This is a genomic window from Tardiphaga sp. GW821-FHT12E02 (assembly GCF_058807155.1).
On record NZ_JBXAQK010000001.1, the window covers coordinates 724,689 to 741,543 of the forward strand.

Here is a 16,855-nt window from a genome sequence, read left to right on the forward strand (position 1 = left end):
CGCCGCCATCAGCGGACGATCGCAATGACCATGAATCTCGAAGCCGGCACGCCTGCGATGTCAGGCGCGCGACGCTCGCTTGTCGGCTGGCTTGCATTGGCAGGCCTGTTCGCCGCCGCGATCTGGCTTCGGCAGGTGCTGGCGGCCAATACGGATGTGAGCTGGCTGCTCACGGCCGGCGAGCGCGTGCTCGGTGGTGGCCGCCTTTATACCGACGTGCTTGAAACCAATCCGCCGATGTCCGTGCTGGCGTATTTGCCGGCCATCGTCCTGTCGCGCATGACCGGACTTGCCGCAGAAACCATTGTCGATGCGCTGGTCTTCCTTGGCATTCTCGCATCGCTCACCTTTTGCACGCTTCTGTTGCGGCGACATGCTGGTTTCACTGGCGCGCGTGGTTGGGTGCTTCTGCTGTTGGCCTTCGCCGTTCTGGCGATTCTGCCGACCCACACTTTTGGTCAGCGCGAACATATAGCGCTGATCGCCTTGCTCCCTTTTCTGGCGACGCTGATCGACCGCATCACGGGTGGTGTGCCGCCGCGATGGCTGCCGGTCGCGGCGGGATTCGGTGCGGCAGTAACCTTGGCGTTCAAGCCGCATTTCGCTTTGGCCGTTTATGTCCCGCTTGCGGTCGTCGGTGTCGTGACGCGCGCGTCATGGCGCGTGCTGCTTTTGCCTGAACACGTTGCGGCGGCGGTTGCCGGTCTTCTTTATGTGATCGTCACAGCGATCCTCTGGCCGCAATTCTTCACCGACATTCTGCCGCTGCTGCGCGACGTCTATGTGCCGGTCAAACCGCCCTTGATGGCGCTGCTGGAAAAGCCCGCCGTCTCACTCTGGGCCATTGCCTTGCTCGCGATCGTCGCCTTGCATCGCAGGCATCGGCTATCGCCGTCGCTGACTCTCCTGATGGCGACCTCGGCCGCCTTCGCCGTGGCTTTCATGTTGCAGGGTAAAGGCTGGCCGTATCAATCCTATCCCGCGATCGCGCTGGCTCTGTTTGCCCTTGGCTATGCATTAACGTCGGAGACCGGCGCATCGCGCATCTGGCGGCTCGGGGGCAGTCTGTTGCTGCTCGCGCTGTTCGTCCGTTCGATGCTGTGGTTCGACACATCTTTCGATGCGTTGCCGCTGCAGCAGCGAGTCGCGCAGCTTGGCCAGAAAGATCCGGCTGTTCTCGCGATCACGGCTGAGCCAGGGATTGGTCATCCACTCACCCGCGCCATCGGCGGCACCTGGGTATCGCGCCAGCAGGGGCTCTGGATCGACACCTATCTGAATGTCATGCGCCGCGATGGCATGCTGGATCAGGCGCGGGACTATATGCTTCAACCCTATGTGCAACGCGAGCGTGAGAGATTGATCGCGGATATCCGCCATATGCCGCCAACGATCCTGATCGTGGACGACCTCACCGGCCATGGCAGCGACTGGCTGAAGGCACATCCGGATGTCGCCGCTTTGCTGACGGATTTCGAGCTGGTCGATACCGTCAACAAAGTCGGGATTTTCACGCGGAAGGCGTCAGGCAGCTAGATCGCCGGATTTGACGCGCTTCACGCCGGCTTTGGTCATATCGCTCCACGCCTTGGCGAGTGAGCCCTGCGTATCGATGCCACGACAGGCGTCCTCGATCACATAGGTCTCGAACCCTGCCTTGCGTGCGTCCAGTGCCGACCACGCCACGCAGAAATCGGTGGCCAGCCCGGCTATGAAGATGCGTTGCAGTTTGCGCGCTTTCAGATAGCCGGCAAGGCCGGTCGTGGTCTTGCCATCCGCTTCGGTGAAAGCCGAATAGCTGTCGACCGCCTTCTCGTAGCCTTTGCGCAGAACGAGCTGAGCGTGCGGGATAGCCAGATCCTTCGACAGCGCCGCGCCTTCGGTGCCCATAACGCAATGGTCGGGCCACAAAACCTGCTTGCCATAAGCGACGTCGGTGGTGTCGAACGGCTTCTTGCCGCCGTGGCTGGAGGCGAATGAGATATGGCCGGGCGTATGCCAGTCCTGGGTCAGCACCACATGCGTGAATTTCTTGGCGATGGCATTGATGACGGGCACGACCTTGTCGCCATCTTTCACCGCCAGGCTGCCACCGGGCAGGAAGCAGTTCTGCACGTCCACCACGAGCAGCACAGAATTGCGGTCGGCGGTCACTTTGCCGGCTGCTTCGAGCGCGTTGGGCATCATGCTGGCTGCAGTCATCGCACCAAATCCCACAAGAAGCTGACGTCGATCAAACATCGCAACATCTCCCGCCGGAATGCGCCAGCAAATCAGGTCGGGAGATCGCCGTAAAGCTTTCGGTTGAGTCAGCGCGGCTCGATACCGTCGCGGACGGCACGGAAGCGCGGGAAGGCTTTCGACCAGTCGTCGCGCGGGGCGCTGGCAATGATGCGCATGGCGGTCTTGCCCGAGCCGAAGCGCAGCCACTGCACCACGGTCACCGGCGTGTTGCCTTTGCCGCTGATGGCGTCGATCCGGGTCTCGTAGCCCGGGGCACCATCAATCCGCTGTGGCTCGGACAGCGTGATGCGCGCGTCGCGCAGGCCGGGGATCTGGGCGGCCGCCTGCTGAGCGAAACGGCCGCGGTCATCGGGCCGATCGGGCGCCGAGCCGACGCTGCCGAGGATCATGAACGGGCCCTGCTCGATGGCATTCTCGTCGGCGGAATCCGCCAAGAGAATCGCGGCACCCGGCGCCAGCGTACGGACAGTCTTGAAGGCGCTGAGCTCCGAAATCTTGAACGGCATCATGCCGAGCTGCTCGTCGAGGGGCACTTCCTTGCGCACGGTGACGCTGGCAAACATCTGCCGGACGGCATCGTCGGTATAGATTTTCTGGGCGTTTTCAGGAACTTGCACTGCGACATAGCCCGAGAAGGTGCCGCCATTGATGATCATTGAGTAGCGACGCACGGGAACGCCGGCGGCGTCCTTGGTGGGCTCGACGGTGTAGAAGGCCTGGCCGGCGCCGGTCTCGATGGTCTCCGGCTTGAGCGTCATGCTGGCCGGGTTGGTCCTGAACGCCGTCTCGACCTCGGTGAAGGCACTGGCCGGCAATTCGGTCATCAGCATCTTCACGCCCTGATCCGAGGTCTGGAATCCCGTAAAGGTCTTGGACGGCTCCAGCCCCACCGACGGGGTCACCCCGATGCGGACCCCGGGCGGATAGATGGGATCGGCCGCGGAGGCCGGGGCATGAGCGGCCAGCAACACGGTCAGGGCGAACAGGGGCGCGAGGTGTCTCATCAGGCTCTTACTTGGTTCGGTGTTGCGGCGGGGCGACGGACGGGGCGGCCAGAGCGGCCAGCCAGCCGAAACGGGCTTAGGTTGCCCTGTTCCAGCAACAGATCAAGGCACAAATCCGTTCCCGCAAGGTCCCGCGCCGATCCGCCGCGTTGTCAGTTTCCGACCACGCATTCAGGGTTAATTAATTTCCCGAATACCCTATGATTTCCGCGCCTAAGCCGCGATGGGATGCCTTGCAGCAACCTAGCCCCCTCCTATATGACGCTGAGCGTCGCAATATCGCGAGCATGTGATTGATTTGGGGGTTTGAGCGGGGCGCCCGTTGGGCCCGGCCAACCTGCCGCAAAAAGAAGGAAGTGAGAGCATGGGAAAGGTCATCGGTATCGACCTCGGTACGACGAATTCCTGCGTGGCCGTCATGGACGGCAAAACGCCGAAGGTGATCGAGAACGCAGAAGGTATGCGGACGACGCCGTCGATCGTCGCTTTCACCGATGATGGCGAGCGCCTCGTCGGCCAGCCGGCCAAGCGCCAGGCGGTGACCAATCCCGAGCGTACGATTTTCGCAGTGAAGCGCCTCATCGGCCGCCGCTACGACGATCCGACCGTTGAAAAGGACAAGAAGCTCGTCCCCTACAAGATTGCCAAGGGTGGCAATGGCGACGCCTGGGTCGAAGTCGACGGCAAGACCTATTCGCCCTCACAGATCTCCGCCTTCACCCTGCAGAAGATGAAGGAAACCGCTGAAGCCCATCTCGGCCAGACGGTCGATCAGGCTGTCATCACGGTTCCCGCTTACTTCAATGACGCCCAGCGTCAGGCCACCAAGGACGCAGGCAAGATCGCCGGCCTCGAAGTGCTCCGCATCATCAACGAGCCGACCGCTGCCGCGCTGGCCTATGGCCTCGACAAGTCCAAGTCCGGCACCATTGCCGTGTACGACCTCGGCGGCGGCACCTTCGACGTCTCGATTCTCGAGATCGGCGATGGCGTGTTCGAGGTGAAGTCGACCAATGGCGACACCTTCCTCGGCGGTGAAGACTTCGACATGCGTCTGGTCGGCTACCTCGCCGACGAGTTCAAGAAGGAGCAGGGCATTGACCTGCGCAACGACAAGCTGGCCCTGCAGCGCCTGAAGGAAGCCGCTGAAAAGGCCAAGATCGAGCTGTCGTCCACCACCCAGACCGAAATCAACCTGCCCTTCATCACGGCGGATGCCTCCGGTCCGAAGCATCTGACCCTGAAGCTGACCCGCGCCAAGTTCGAAGCGCTGGTGGATGATCTCGTGCAGAAGACCATCGAGCCTTGCCGCAAGGCGCTGAAGGATGCCGGCCTCACCGCCGGTGAAATCGGCGAAGTGGTGCTGGTCGGCGGCATGATCCGCATGCCGAAGATCCAGGAAGTCGTGAAGCAGTTCTTCGGCAAGGAGCCCCACAAGGGCGTCAACCCGGACGAAGTCGTGGCCATCGGCGCCGCCATTCAGGCCGGCGTTCTGCAGGGCGACGTCAAGGACGTGCTGCTGCTCGACGTCACCCCGCTGTCGCTGGGCATCGAGACGCTGGGTGGCGTGTTCACCCGCATCATCGATCGCAACACCACGATCCCGACCAAGAAGAGCCAGGTGTTCTCGACCGCTGAAGACAATCAGAACGCGGTCACCATCCGGGTCTTCCAGGGCGAGCGCGAAATGGCTGCGGACAACAAGCCGCTCGGCCAGTTCGACCTGATGGGCATTCCGCCGGCGCCGCGCGGCATGCCGCAGGTCGAGGTGACCTTCGACATCGACGCCAACGGCATCGTCAATGTCTCGGCCAAGGACAAGGCGACCAACAAGGAACAGCAGATCCGGATTCAGGCATCTGGTGGTCTGTCGGAAGCCGACATCGACAAGATGGTCAAGGACGCCGAAGCCAATGCGGCCGACGACAAGAAGCGCCGTGAGGCCGTGGACGCCAAGAACCATGGCGATGCGCTGGTGCATTCGACCGAGAAGGCGATTGCCGAGCATGGCGACAAGGTCGGCGAAGACGAGCGCAAGGCCATTGAAGACGCCATGGCCGATCTGAAGGAAGCGCTGAAGGGCGACGACGCAGAGGCGATCAAGACCAAGACCAACACGCTGGCCCAGGCTTCCATGAAGCTCGGCGAGGCGATGTACACGCAGCAGGCCGAAGCCGACGCCAAGCGCGATGCGGCCAAGGACGACATCGTGGACGCCGAGTTCACGGAAGTCGACGACGACAAGCCGAAGAAGTCGGCCTGATCACGAGCAAAATCATGACCCTCATCCACAGCAGCACAAGGCAGCTGACGATGGATGGGGGTCATTTTTTGTAAGGTCGGTGCGGCTAGCATAGCCTTTGCATCGGCATATATCGCATCATGATGATGCGGCGACCTGGGATTTCGGGCGGATCTGACGAATGTCCACCAAGCAATGTTACTACGAGACGCTGGAAGTCGAGCGCACCGCGAATGACGCGACGCTCAAGACCTCGTTCCGCAAGCTTGCGATGAAGTGGCACCCGGACAAGAACCCGGGCGATGCCGCCGCCGAAGTGAAGTTCAAGGAAATCGCCGAGGCCTATGACGTTCTCAAGGACGGCGACAAGCGCGCCGCCTATGACCGTTTCGGCCATGCCGCCTTTGAGCAGGGCCATGGTGGCGGCGGTGGTCCGGGCTTCGGCTCCGGCTTTGCCTCGTCCTTCTCCGATATTTTCGAAGACCTGTTCGGCATGGCCGGGCAGCGTGGTGGCGGTGGCCGCAGCGGCGGTCGCGAGCGTGGCGCCGACCTGCGCTACAATATGGAAATCACGCTGGAGGAAGCCTTCTCCGGCAAGACAGCACAGATCGAAATTCCTGTCGCCGTTACCTGCGAAGCCTGCTCCGGCACCGGCGCCAAGGCTGGCACCAAGCCAAAGACCTGTTCGACCTGCGCCGGCCAGGGCCGTGTGCGTCAGGCCCAGGGCTTCTTCACGCTGGAGCGCACCTGCCCGAGCTGCCACGGCCGCGGCCAGATGATCGAGGACCCGTGCCCAAGCTGCTCCGGCGCCGGCCGTGTCGAGCGCGAGCGCTCGCTCTCCGTGAACATTCCCGCCGGCGTCGAGGATGGCACCCGCATCCGCCTCGCCAATGAAGGCGAAGCCGGCACGCGCGGCGGTCCCGCGGGCGACCTCTACATCTTCCTGTCGCTCGCCTCGCACGACTTCTTCCAGCGCGATGGCGCCGATCTGCATTGTCGCGTGCCGATCTCCATGGTGACGGCAGCACTCGGCGGCGAATTCGAAGTGCCCACCATCGATGGCAACCGCAACAAGGTGAAGGTGCCGTCCGGCACGCAATCCGGGCGTCGTTTCCGCGTTGGCGGCAAGGGCATGCCTGTGCTGCGTTCGCGTCAGTCCGGCGACATGTATGTGCAGGTCGTGGTTGAAACGCCGCAGAACCTGACCAAGAAGCAGCAAGAACTTCTCAGCGAATTCGAGAAGCTTTCGTCTGGTGCAACGCAACCAGAAGCAGCGGGATTCTTCACCAAGGTCAAGGACTTCTTCGGAACACGCAACGCGTCCTGACGTTAGAATGCTTGACCGTTTCCACGGTTGACGATACCCCTTTATGACGAAATTCTGACGTCCCGCACGTTCCGCGGTCTGCTTGGAAGCACAATGCCTCTGCAATCGTCCGCGCGTCCGTTGAAAAAGCCGCTTCGTCTCGATGACGAAGTCCGCTTCATCCGTTCATGGATCGACAAGCCGCTGCATATGGGCGCCGTGATGCCGTCCGGCAAAGCGCTGGCGCGCACAATGGCGCAATATGTCGATCCCAAAGGGACCGGTCCGGTCATCGAACTTGGGCCCGGCACCGGCGCGATCACCACGGCGCTTGTGGCCCATGGCATCGATCAGAAGCGTCTGGTGCTCGTCGAATTCAATCCAACCTTTTGTGCCTTGCTCCGCGAGCGCTATCCGCAAGCGACCGTTGTGCAAGGCGATGCCTATACGCTGCGTGACACGCTGTGGGACGTGCTAAAAGAGCCGGCTGCTGCCGTCGTCTCCGGCCTGCCGCTTGTGACAAAACCGATGCTGACGCGCCTGAAGCTGATCCGCGATGCGTTTGCGGCCCTCGCGCCCAGCGCGCCCTTCGTGCAGTTCACCTATTCGGTGGCGCCGCCGATCCCGAAGTCGCTGCCCGGCGTGTCCACCGAAGCCTCCGAGCGGATCTGGATGAACCTTCCGCCCGCCCGCGTCTGGGTGTACCGCAAGGGCTGAGGCTAGAGCTCGTCGTCCCCGCGCAGGCGGGGACCCATAGCCTCCGACAGTCTGGCTAAGCGCGAAGGCCGATGCTACGGCATCCAATGATCTCTCCAGTGTCTATGGGTCCTCGCCTACGCGGGGACGACAAGAGAGTGATGACCTGACCCATGCCCGCAAAGATTCTCGTCATTCCCGGCTCACTCCGCACCGGCTCGCTCAATGCGAAGCTGGCCGCTGCTGCCGTCGATGAGCTGGTGCGTGCCGATGCCGAGGTCACCCGCATCTCTCTCGGCGATTTTCCGTTGCCGATCTATGACGGCGATCTCGAAGCGTCATCCGGCGTGCCGAAGCACGCGCTGAACCTCAAGCGCATGATCGCATCGCATCACGGCGTGCTGATCGTGACCCCCGAATACAATTCCTCGCTGCCGCCATTGGTGAAAAATACCATCGACTGGGTATCGCGCGTGACGGACGGGCAAGAGGCAAGGGGCCATGTGTTTCGTGGCCGTGCCTTCGCCATCGCTGCCGCATCGAATGGTCGTCTCGGCGGCACGCGCTGTCTTGAGGCGCTGCGGCTGGTGCTCTCGGCATGCCGCGCGCTGGTGATCCCGAGCCAGCTGGCGCTATCGCATGCTGACGACGCCTATGACGAGATGGATCGTCTCAAACACCCCGCCGATGTCGCGGCGATGCAATCCATGGTGCGGCAGTTGATCGATGTCGCCCAGCAGATGAAGTGAGCCTGACATGACCGCCATTATCGATCCCCGCGACCGCCTGATCGTCGCCCTCGACGTGCCCGATGTGGCATCCGCCGAAGCGATGATCGAACGGCTCAGCGACAGCGTGACGTTCTACAAGATCGGCTATCAGCTCGGTTATGCCGGCGGCCTGCCGCTGGTGCGTAAGCTCGCCGATGCCGGCAAGAAGGTGTTTGCCGATCTGAAGATGCATGACATCGGCAACACCGTTGCGCGTGGTGTGGAGAGCGTCGCCAAGCTCGGCGCGACGTTCCTCACGGTTCATGCTTATCCGCAGACCATGCAGGCCGCGGCGAATGCCAGCAAAGGTTCTGACCTGCGCATTCTCGCGGTCACGGTGCTGACGTCCTACGATAATGAAGATCTCAAAGCCGCCGGCTACCAGCTCGGCGTCAGTGATCTTGTGACGACGCGCGCGCAGCAGGCGCAGGCGCTTGGCATCGATGGTCTCGTCTGTTCGCCGGAAGAAGCCGGCAATCTGCGCAAGCTGATCAAGCCGGAGATGGTGCTTGTGACGCCGGGCGTACGTCCCGCCGGTGCCGACATCGGCGACCAGAAGCGTGTGATGACGCCCGCGAAGGCGATCGGTGCAGGTTCGGATTATCTGGTGGTGGGACGGCCGATTCTTGCGGCGGCTGATCCAAAAGCTGCAGCGGAAGCGATTGTCGCCGAGATCGAAACTTCACTCCGCCCCTCATCCTGAGGAGCGCGCATCGCGCGCGTCTCGAAGGATGGCCACGGGCGACAGAGTTTCACAAGCTCATGGTTCGAGACGGCGTTGCGCGCCTCCTCACCATGAGGGACTGAGATAAACAGGGAGAGAACCAAAATGCCAAAGGCCTACTGGATCGCGCGCGTCGATGTGCACAACATGGACGGCTATAAGCAATACGTCGCCGAGAACGGCCCGGTCTTCGCCAAATTCGGCGCGAAGTTCATCGTCCGCGGTGGCCAGTTCGAGGCCAAGGAAGGCACCTCGCGCACGCGTAACGTCGTACTCGAATTCGCGGACTACGCGACCGCTCTCGCCTGCTACAATTCGCCGGAATACCAGCGTCTCGTCGAGATGCGCAAACCGCATGGCGAGAGCGATCTCGTGATCATCGAAGGCTATGACGGGCCGCAGCCCGCTTAAGCATCTCTTTGATTCGATTGGTATCTGAGGGTTTTGCAAGACGCGCGCGTGTTGCCGTGGGCAGCACGCGCCGCTATACCGCCTGAGATACGAAGGAACGCCAGATGTCCGATATGAGATTGATCGTTGCCGGCGCCGGCGGCCGTATGGGCCGCGCGCTGATCCGCACCATCCATGACACGCCCGGTGCCGTGCTCGCCGGTGCGCTGGAGGCGCCGACCTCGGAACTGATCGGCCAGGATGCCGGCATTCTCGCCGGCCTGCCGGAAAACGGCGTCAAACTGTCGGCCGATCTGTGGACCATCTCGAAGGAAGCCGATGGCATCCTCGATTTCACGGTACCGGCCGCGACCATCGCCAATGTCGCCATCGCGGCCCAGCGTGGCATCGTGCATGTGATCGGCACCACGGGCCTCTCGGCGTCGGATGATGCTGTCATCAAGAGCGTCACCAAGCAGGCCATCGTGGTGCAGTCCGGCAATATGAGCTTGGGCGTCAATCTCTTGGCTGCTCTGGTCAAGCGCGTCGCCCAGTCGCTTGACGACGGTTTCGATATCGAAGTGCTCGAGATGCACCATAAGGCGAAGATCGACGCGCCGTCGGGCACCGCCTTCATGCTCGGCCAAGCCGCTGCCGACGGCCGCAGGGTGTCGCTCGATACGCATTCGGCCCGTGGCCGCGATGGCATCACCGGTGCCCGCAAGGCCGGCGATATCGGCTTCGCCTCGCTGCGTGGCGGCACCGTGGCCGGCGAGCACACGGTGATCTTCGCCGGCCCTCATGAGCGGATCGAACTCGTGCACAAGGCCGAGGACCGCATGATCTTCGCCCATGGTGCGCTGAAGGCCGCCATGTGGGCGCATGGCAAGCCGCCCGGACATTATTCGATGGCCGACGTGCTCGGCCTTGGTGAGAAGTAAGAACAAACTGGAATAGGAAACTGCGATGACCGACCGCCTTCTCGTTCTCGTCCGCCACGGCCAGAGCGACTGGAATCTGAAGAACCTGTTCACCGGCTGGAAAGACCCTGATCTCACCGAGAAGGGCGTCGCGGAAGCCAAGGAAGCCGGCCGCAAGCTGAAGGCCCAGGGCCTCACTTTCGACCGCGCCTTCACCTCGGACCTGACCCGTGCGCAGCACACGCTGCGTCTTGCGCTGGAGGAAATGGGCCAGACCGGCATTCCGGTGACCAAGAACCTCGCGCTGAACGAGCGCGATTACGGCGATCTCTCCGGCCTCAACAAGGACGATGCCCGCGAGAAGTGGGGCGAGGAGCAGGTCCATATCTGGCGCCGGTCCTACGACGTCCCGCCGCCCGGCGGCGAGAGCCTGAAGGACACGCTGGCCCGCACCCTGCCTTACTATGTGCAGGAAATCCTGCCCGGCGTGCTCCGTGGGGAGCGCACGCTGGTGGCCGCACACGGCAATTCGCTGCGCGCGCTGATCATGGTGCTGGAAAAACTGTCGCCCGAAGGGATTCTGGCCCGCGAACTCGGCACCGGCGCACCGATCATCTATCGCCTCAAGGCGGATGCGACGGTGGAATCGAAGCTCGATCTCGCGTAAGGCGGCGCTCCCAAACTCCGCCCTCATCCTGAGGAGCCGCGCAAAGCGCGGCGTCTCGAAGGATGGCTGCATGCTCCCATTCATGGTTCGAGACGCGCGCCAAGTGGCGCGCTCCTCACCATGAGGGGCAGTCGATAGCGGAGGTTAGTTCGCGCCGTTATGCGCGAACTGGCCGGTGGCGCGGAAACGCCAGAGATATTGCGGCGCCACGGCTTCCAGCGAATCCGGCGCGATGCCCAGCCCCTCTAGTGTCAGGCCGGCAGCCTTGGCGGCGTCCGAGACGACATTATCGACCTTCAGCATCGCCACCTGATCCGGCGTCAGCTTGAAGTCGCCGGGCGCGAATTGCAGGACATACGACTTCAGCTTGGCGATGCCCATCGGCACCGGCAGGATCATGCGCTCGCGCTCGATGGTCTTGAGCACGATGGCGACGATCTCCTGCACGGTCAGCACTTCCGGACCGCCCAGTTCATAGACGGCGCCCGGCTTGGTCTTGCCCTCGGCCGCATCGGCCACGGCCTCGGCGACATCGCCGACGAACACCGGCTGCATCTTCGTCTCGGCGCCGAACACCGGCATCACAGGCGCCATGCGGGCCAGCGAGGCAAAGCGGTTGGTCAGGCTGTCTTCCGGGCCGAACACCAGCGATGGACGCAGGATCGAGGCCTGTGGCACGGCAGCCAGCACATTCGCCTCGCCGGCGGCCTTGGCGCGGCCATAGGCCGATTCGGAATTGGCGTCGGCGCCGATGGCCGAGACATGCACCAAGCGGGCGCCGATCTCCGCCGCGGCCTGCGCGATGGCGCCGGCGCCTTCGGCCTGCACGGCATCAAAGCTCTGCTTGCCGCCTTCGGCCAGGATGCCGACCAGATTCACCACGATCGAAGCGTCGCGCATGGCGGCCTTGATGGAGGCGGGATTGCGGATATTGGCCTGCACGGTGTGCACCTGGCCGACGCGGCCGAGCGGCTGCAGGTAGCCTGCGAGCTCCGGGCGGCGCACTGCGACACGAATCCGGTAATCGCGCTTGGCCAGCGCGCGGACCACGTGACGACCCACAAAGCCGGATCCGCCGAAAACCGTCACGAGGGTGTCGAGGGGGGCAGCCATGGGGTCAGTTCCTTGCGTGGATAGGGCAGTGAAAAGGCGGCAGTTTAGACCGTTTCGCGATACGCCAACGCGCTTGGCCTGTACAGCGGAAAGGAATTGCACAAAGCAATTTGACAAGTGCGTAACGGCCCCCTACACACCGCGCCACGTGCCTCGCACGTGCCCAGGTGGCGGAATTGGTAGACGCGCTGGCTTCAGGTGCCAGTGGCTTAACGGCCGTGAAGGTTCGAGTCCTTTCCTGGGCACCACACCCCCTTTAAACCATTGGTTTACAAGGACATAAGCGGGATCATCGATCTCGGCGGTGCCGGTTGGTACACGCGGGTGGCACACATGATCTTTGTCGTGGCACGTCCATGAAACACCCCGAATAAGCCCCTCAGTATGGGACATCGCCTTTCAGCGTGAGCGCTGAGACACGGCCTGATGGGCGCAGATCGCTGGCCGAATGTTGTGGCGGTGCCAGCCGCACGATTTTGCGATGGCCGGGTGTCAGATGGAAATAATTATCGTCGGGCAAGAATGCGTCGTCGGCGATTTCGATGAAGCGCGTCGTTGCTGACGTCTGCAGATCCAGGAAGAAGCCGGCGGCGTCTTCGCCGAGTGCGGCTTCGATCGTGTGGTCGAGAACTGACGTCGGGGGACTCAGAAAATGGAACGCCTCTTGCGGCTGATCGGCGTTCTCCGTGGTGAAGCTCGCATGCACGGTGTCGTGCGGGGCGGGGCCGAAACGGTAGCAATGGCCGGCATCGAAGAAACGGTCGAGGAGGTCAAAGGAACTGATGGAGAGACCGCCATGCGGCGCGATGGCCACGTCGCGCGAGGCTTCGATCACCGGGATCTTGCCGTCTTTCAGGCAGCGCAAATTCAGCTGGCCGGTGACGGGCTGTGGCGTGTCGTTGACGACGTGCAGATGGAGCCCGTTGGTGCCTTCATCTGATATCGACAGGCGCAGCGGCAGTGATGCGCGGCGAAGCGCGTAGAAGGTTGATTTCGGACGGCTGTCGGAATCCAGCAGGCCCCAGCCGGCGCCGGGTTCGAGGTCGCGCAAGAGCCACAGCAGCGCGCCGGCGGTGATGGAGGCCGGACGGCGCCATTCGTCGATGGTGCGTTCGATCACTTCGGCTGCAATCGCACGCGAGAGTCGGCGCCAGCGTGGGGGATCGCTGTGGCGCAGGCTGCGCCCGTCTTCATGCCAGAGCGCCTGGAGATAATGCTCGCGCACATCGTCAAAATCCCAGGAGGCGCCGCCGTCGCGGGGCACGCCTTTGAGCCAGCGGTCGGGATTGGCGACGGGATCGACGGAATGATCGATGAAGTGGCGCTCGTCCGGCAGGTTGGCGAAAGCGAGACATTCGGAAGCGAAGCGCACATTGGCGCGGCGGGCGTCGTCGAGCGGGCGCATATAGGCGCCGACGCCGAAATAATGCGAGGGGCCGGCGTCATTCACGAAAGCCAGCGCGCCGCCGGATGGCGAGCCTGGCACATAGATGACGTCGGACCAATCAGCCAAGACTTCGGGAATGACGGTGTCCGCCAGGGGCACGTCACGCGTCTGGCGCGGCAGACCCATCATCGCGGCCTGCTGGGCGACTTCGCTGCCACTGCACACAACCGCCAATGACGGCGATGCGCCCAGGCGGCGAATGAGAGTCGTGACTTCGCTGCGGATGACATCGGCAAAAGCCTGATCCGACGGATAGTCGAAATTGGCCATCATGATGTCCTGCCAGACCATGATGCCGAACCGGTCGCACTGGCGTTGAAACTCCGGCGTCTCGTAGAGCATGGTGCCGCTGAGGCGAAGCATGTTGAGGCCGGCGCTCCGCAACAGGCCGAGATCGCGCGCGTAGTCGGCTTCGGAGGCTTGCAGGCCAACCACGTCGATGGGCGTCCAGCTTGCGCCGCGGCAAAAGATACGGACGCCGTTCACATGAAGCGTGAATCCGTTTCCGTCGAGTCCGCGATCAATGTCAATGCGGCGAAATCCGACTTCGCCGAGATCGATGCGTACGTCACCGATGGTGATACTCGCTGCATGGAGCGTTGGCTTGCCATGGGTGTGCGGCCACCACAGGTCCACATCCGGGATGCGGAGTGTGCCTTGCCAGTGTGTCGTCCCGGTGAGCGGCGTCTCTGATCCGGCGCAGTGCAGGATCGGTGTGACGCCTTCAGGCACGCCGGACAGATCGAGTGCGAGCGTTAGCACGCCGTCGGTGTCGTCGAGGCGGCTGCGCAGATCGATGTTACTGGCGCGCACCGCTCCCTCGTCGATCAGCAGCACGGATCGATAGGGTCCAACCACATCCACCGGCGGGCACCAGCCGGGCATATGGCCGATCAGCGTGGTGCGCAGGAATCGCAGTTTTGGCTCCGCGATCATCATGGTCTTCCAGCGTGCGCGCGGGCCTTTGGTCGCTGCGAGCACGTGGTGAAGACTCCGGAAGGCGATATGCAGCCAATGCTCGCCGTCGAGGACGATGTCGGCCTCATAAGGCTCGAACATCGAGCTGGCGGTGAGGATCGATGCGCCGTCGAGAAAGACTTCAGCGAATGTCGCGAGCCCCTCGAAGCGTAGCTTGCGCTCGCCGTGTCCGCTGATCTTCAGGCGATACCAGACATCCTTGTCATGGAGCGGCTGCGGCTCGTCGAAACTCCATTGCCCGAGAGCCCGCAATGCGCCAGTGGCTGTGCCGGGGACGATCGCCGGCAACCAGACGGCACCACCTAGCGCGCCGGGCTCCTGCCATGCCTGCGCGGGCGACAGCGCCAATTCCCAGCCGCTGTCTAGCGGCTGAACATGGCGCCCCGTCATGGTGCGGATGTCGGTCATGGCTTGAGAGATATCACACCGCAGCGCCGCGTGCGGCGAAAGCATCCGTGAGGCTGTCGAGAGCGATGTCGTAGTCGCTCGCCAACTGGTGGATGGCGCCCGTCACGTCGGGCACCTTGCCGCGGGCGGAGGCGCGGGCGAACTGGAATTGCATCATCTTGGTGCCGCCGGCGATGGCTTCCGCCGCGATCCTTGCGCGTTCAAGCGCCGGGTCCGCAACATGCTCCTGCAGCCAAGCCAAATAGGTCGCGAGCAGTTCAAAATTCGCGCCGGCCTGGCGCAAGGTGTTGAAGGCGTAGATGTGAAACCACTCGGGAGGCCGGCCCATCAGTTTGGCGATGTCGGCGCCGATCGTATCTCCCCATGCCGTGAACGGATTCTGCGATGGGCGGCGACGCAGATGATGTGCCAGCAGCGTGCGGGATATCTCGACCTGTGCCTGGGCTGATGGTGCCGGACCGAATTTGATGAATTCGACATAAGGAAACAGTGGCGCGCCGTTGTCGCGCGGCGTTCGCATTAGCGCGTCAAAATCCTCGCCTTCGAGGCGAAAATAGCCGGCATTGTGGAAGTAATCGAGCCGGCGACTGGTTGAGTCCAACACATTGACGCCGATGGTCGTCTTACCGTGGCTGTGGCGATAGGTGATGCCGCGGGTGTCCGGCAGATAGTAGGAATCGACCTCGATCATCGGCACGCGGCCGCGCGTCAATTGCACACGCACATGCTCTTCCAGCTCATCGAAGATCGAAAGCTCCAGGATCTCGACACCGTAGAGACGCGCAAGATCGGCTGCTGGATACTTGAAGAAAGTGAACTGGTCGCCCTCGTAATCCTGCGCCACGGTGAAAGCCAGCGCCGCGCGGGGATCGTGCCCGCGCTGGTGCAGCACCTCGATCAGGAGATCGACATAGCAATTGGTCTCGGGCCAGTTCCGCGCGGGATCATGCAGCGCATGCCGCGCGTAATGGGCGGGATCGAGACCATCAATGGCACATGCGATCGGCAAGGCTCAGCCCCACAGCACGCGGCGGACATCATCGGGCCAGGCTTCGACCTTGGTGCCGTGATGGCGGAACAGCGCAAGTGCCGTTCGCTCCAGGCCGAAGCCGACGCAGGCGGAATGCACGGCTTCGCCATCGGCAAATTGCATGCCCCACAGCGTACCAAAATGGTTCTGGTGATAGTTGAACGACAGGCACGCCGTCGGATTGTCATCGCTTGCGACCGGGATCAGCAGTTCGAACTTCAAACCCTGTTCGCGCTGGTTCGCCGCCAGCATGCGGCCGGGACGGCCGAAGAACGGGTCGTTGGCGAGATCGATGACGCAGGGCAGGCCCAGCGACTTGATGAGCTGTTCGCCGCGCTCCAGCCAGGTGGCGCGGAAGGCGATAACATCATCGGCGGTGCCGATGCGGACGAATTCGCGCATCCGGAACAGCTGCATGCGGCCGGGATCCTTCGAAGGCTCATGGCGGAAGCAGTAGGATTTGAGGTCGAACAGGCGGCCGCCATCGGGCACCGGGCCTGCAGCCGCCACTGTGGGATAGAGCGGATAGCAGGCCGCGGGTGTCAGCGCGACTTCCGTCGCGTCCTGCATCTCGGTCCAGTCTTCGCCCTTCTCGATCATGCCGACGAGTTTTGCGTGGTCGGCATTGTCGCCCATGAAGGAATGGACGCAGCCGGCGAGTTGCGGAAAGCTCTTGAGGTAGCCCGCCTTTTCGAGATTCTTGCGCGGCATGCCCGGCGGAAAATGAATCCGCGTGGCTTTATCGCCGACCGCCATTTTCGTCACGGCGTCCTCGAACCGGTCGATCACCTCCTCGAACACGCCGGCGCGGCCATAGAGGCCATCGACGCCAGTCTTGATAAGAATCGATTCGTCGAACAAGGAATCGAGGAAGGCTTCCGGGCTTTGTACGGCTTTGGCAGGCGCGTTCATCACT

At 62.9% G+C, this 16,855-nt stretch carries 15 protein-coding genes and 1 tRNA gene; 10 read left to right on the forward strand and 6 right to left on the reverse strand.

Annotation, left to right across the window (positions count from 1 at the left end; genetic code table 11):
- Positions 1-24 precede the first annotated feature (24 nt).
- On the forward strand, positions 25-1,536 hold the full coding sequence (locus AC1RQ5_RS03460) for a hypothetical protein (protein ID WP_493197094.1): 1,512 nt from the start codon (positions 25-27) through the stop codon (positions 1,534-1,536).
- On the opposite strand, the gene pncA is transcribed toward AC1RQ5_RS03460, so the two are convergent.
- Positions 1,525-2,241 (reverse strand): bifunctional nicotinamidase/pyrazinamidase, encoded by a 717-nt coding sequence (pncA, locus tag AC1RQ5_RS03465; RefSeq protein WP_493197095.1) that lies wholly within the window; start codon positions 2,239-2,241, stop codon positions 1,525-1,527. The two genes, AC1RQ5_RS03460 and pncA, sit on opposite strands and share 12 nt — an antisense overlap.
- Before the next feature lie 68 nt (positions 2,242-2,309).
- Positions 2,310-3,248, reverse strand: coding sequence for a hypothetical protein (locus tag AC1RQ5_RS03470; RefSeq protein WP_493197096.1), 939 nt, complete (start codon positions 3,246-3,248; stop codon positions 2,310-2,312).
- Between the two features lie 364 nt (positions 3,249-3,612).
- Between AC1RQ5_RS03470 and dnaK the strand changes: the two genes are divergently transcribed.
- The 8 genes from dnaK to AC1RQ5_RS03510 all read left to right on the forward strand — a co-directional run bounded on the left by dnaK (position 3,613) and on the right by AC1RQ5_RS03510 (position 10,963).
- A complete protein-coding gene (gene dnaK / locus AC1RQ5_RS03475; RefSeq protein ID WP_398475887.1) occupies positions 3,613-5,511 on the forward strand; it encodes a molecular chaperone DnaK in 1,899 nt (632 codons plus the stop codon).
- A gap of 160 nt (positions 5,512-5,671) precedes the next feature.
- A complete protein-coding gene (gene dnaJ / locus AC1RQ5_RS03480; RefSeq protein ID WP_398475890.1) occupies positions 5,672-6,817 on the forward strand; it encodes a molecular chaperone DnaJ in 1,146 nt (381 codons plus the stop codon).
- A 93-nt stretch (positions 6,818-6,910) separates the two neighbouring features.
- Complete coding sequence (locus tag AC1RQ5_RS03485) at positions 6,911-7,513, forward strand: class I SAM-dependent methyltransferase (protein WP_398475892.1); 603 nt, start codon at positions 6,911-6,913, stop codon at positions 7,511-7,513.
- A gap of 152 nt (positions 7,514-7,665) precedes the next feature.
- A complete protein-coding gene (locus AC1RQ5_RS03490; protein ID WP_493197097.1) occupies positions 7,666-8,241 on the forward strand; it encodes an NADPH-dependent FMN reductase in 576 nt (191 codons plus the stop codon).
- A 7-nt stretch (positions 8,242-8,248) separates the two neighbouring features.
- Entirely contained in the window at positions 8,249-8,965 is a 717-nt protein-coding gene (gene pyrF, locus AC1RQ5_RS03495; protein WP_493197098.1) for an orotidine-5'-phosphate decarboxylase, read from the forward strand.
- A gap of 126 nt (positions 8,966-9,091) precedes the next feature.
- A complete protein-coding gene (locus tag AC1RQ5_RS03500; RefSeq protein WP_493197099.1) occupies positions 9,092-9,397 on the forward strand; it encodes a DUF1330 domain-containing protein in 306 nt (101 codons plus the stop codon).
- A gap of 104 nt (positions 9,398-9,501) precedes the next feature.
- Positions 9,502-10,317, forward strand: a complete 816-nt coding sequence (gene dapB / locus AC1RQ5_RS03505) for a 4-hydroxy-tetrahydrodipicolinate reductase (RefSeq protein ID WP_493197100.1) — start codon at positions 9,502-9,504, stop codon at positions 10,315-10,317.
- 25 nt (positions 10,318-10,342) lie between these two features.
- Complete coding sequence (locus tag AC1RQ5_RS03510; RefSeq protein ID WP_493197101.1) at positions 10,343-10,963, forward strand: 2,3-bisphosphoglycerate-dependent phosphoglycerate mutase; 621 nt, start codon at positions 10,343-10,345, stop codon at positions 10,961-10,963.
- 144 nt (positions 10,964-11,107) lie between these two features.
- Here AC1RQ5_RS03510 and AC1RQ5_RS03515 read toward each other — a convergent pair whose 3' ends face one another.
- Entirely contained in the window at positions 11,108-12,076 is a 969-nt protein-coding gene (locus AC1RQ5_RS03515) for a complex I NDUFA9 subunit family protein (RefSeq protein ID WP_493197102.1), read from the reverse strand.
- Positions 12,077-12,237: 161 nt separating this feature from the next.
- Between AC1RQ5_RS03515 and AC1RQ5_RS03520 the strand changes: the two genes are divergently transcribed.
- A tRNA-Leu gene (locus tag AC1RQ5_RS03520) sits at positions 12,238-12,324 on the forward strand.
- A 131-nt stretch (positions 12,325-12,455) separates the two neighbouring features.
- Here AC1RQ5_RS03520 and AC1RQ5_RS03525 read toward each other — a convergent pair.
- From AC1RQ5_RS03525 to AC1RQ5_RS03535, 3 genes are read right to left on the reverse strand one after another with little or no spacing between them, the layout of a single operon-like run.
- Positions 12,456-14,909, reverse strand: a complete 2,454-nt coding sequence (locus tag AC1RQ5_RS03525) for a glycosyl hydrolase 2 galactose-binding domain-containing protein (RefSeq protein WP_493197103.1) — start codon at positions 14,907-14,909, stop codon at positions 12,456-12,458.
- A gap of 13 nt (positions 14,910-14,922) precedes the next feature.
- On the reverse strand, positions 14,923-15,918 hold the full coding sequence (locus AC1RQ5_RS03530) for a DUF1839 family protein (protein WP_493197104.1): 996 nt from the start codon (positions 15,916-15,918) through the stop codon (positions 14,923-14,925).
- A 3-nt stretch (positions 15,919-15,921) separates the two neighbouring features.
- Positions 15,922-16,851, reverse strand: a complete 930-nt coding sequence (locus AC1RQ5_RS03535) for an amino acid--[acyl-carrier-protein] ligase (RefSeq protein WP_493197105.1) — start codon at positions 16,849-16,851, stop codon at positions 15,922-15,924.
- Positions 16,852-16,855 lie beyond the last annotated feature (4 nt).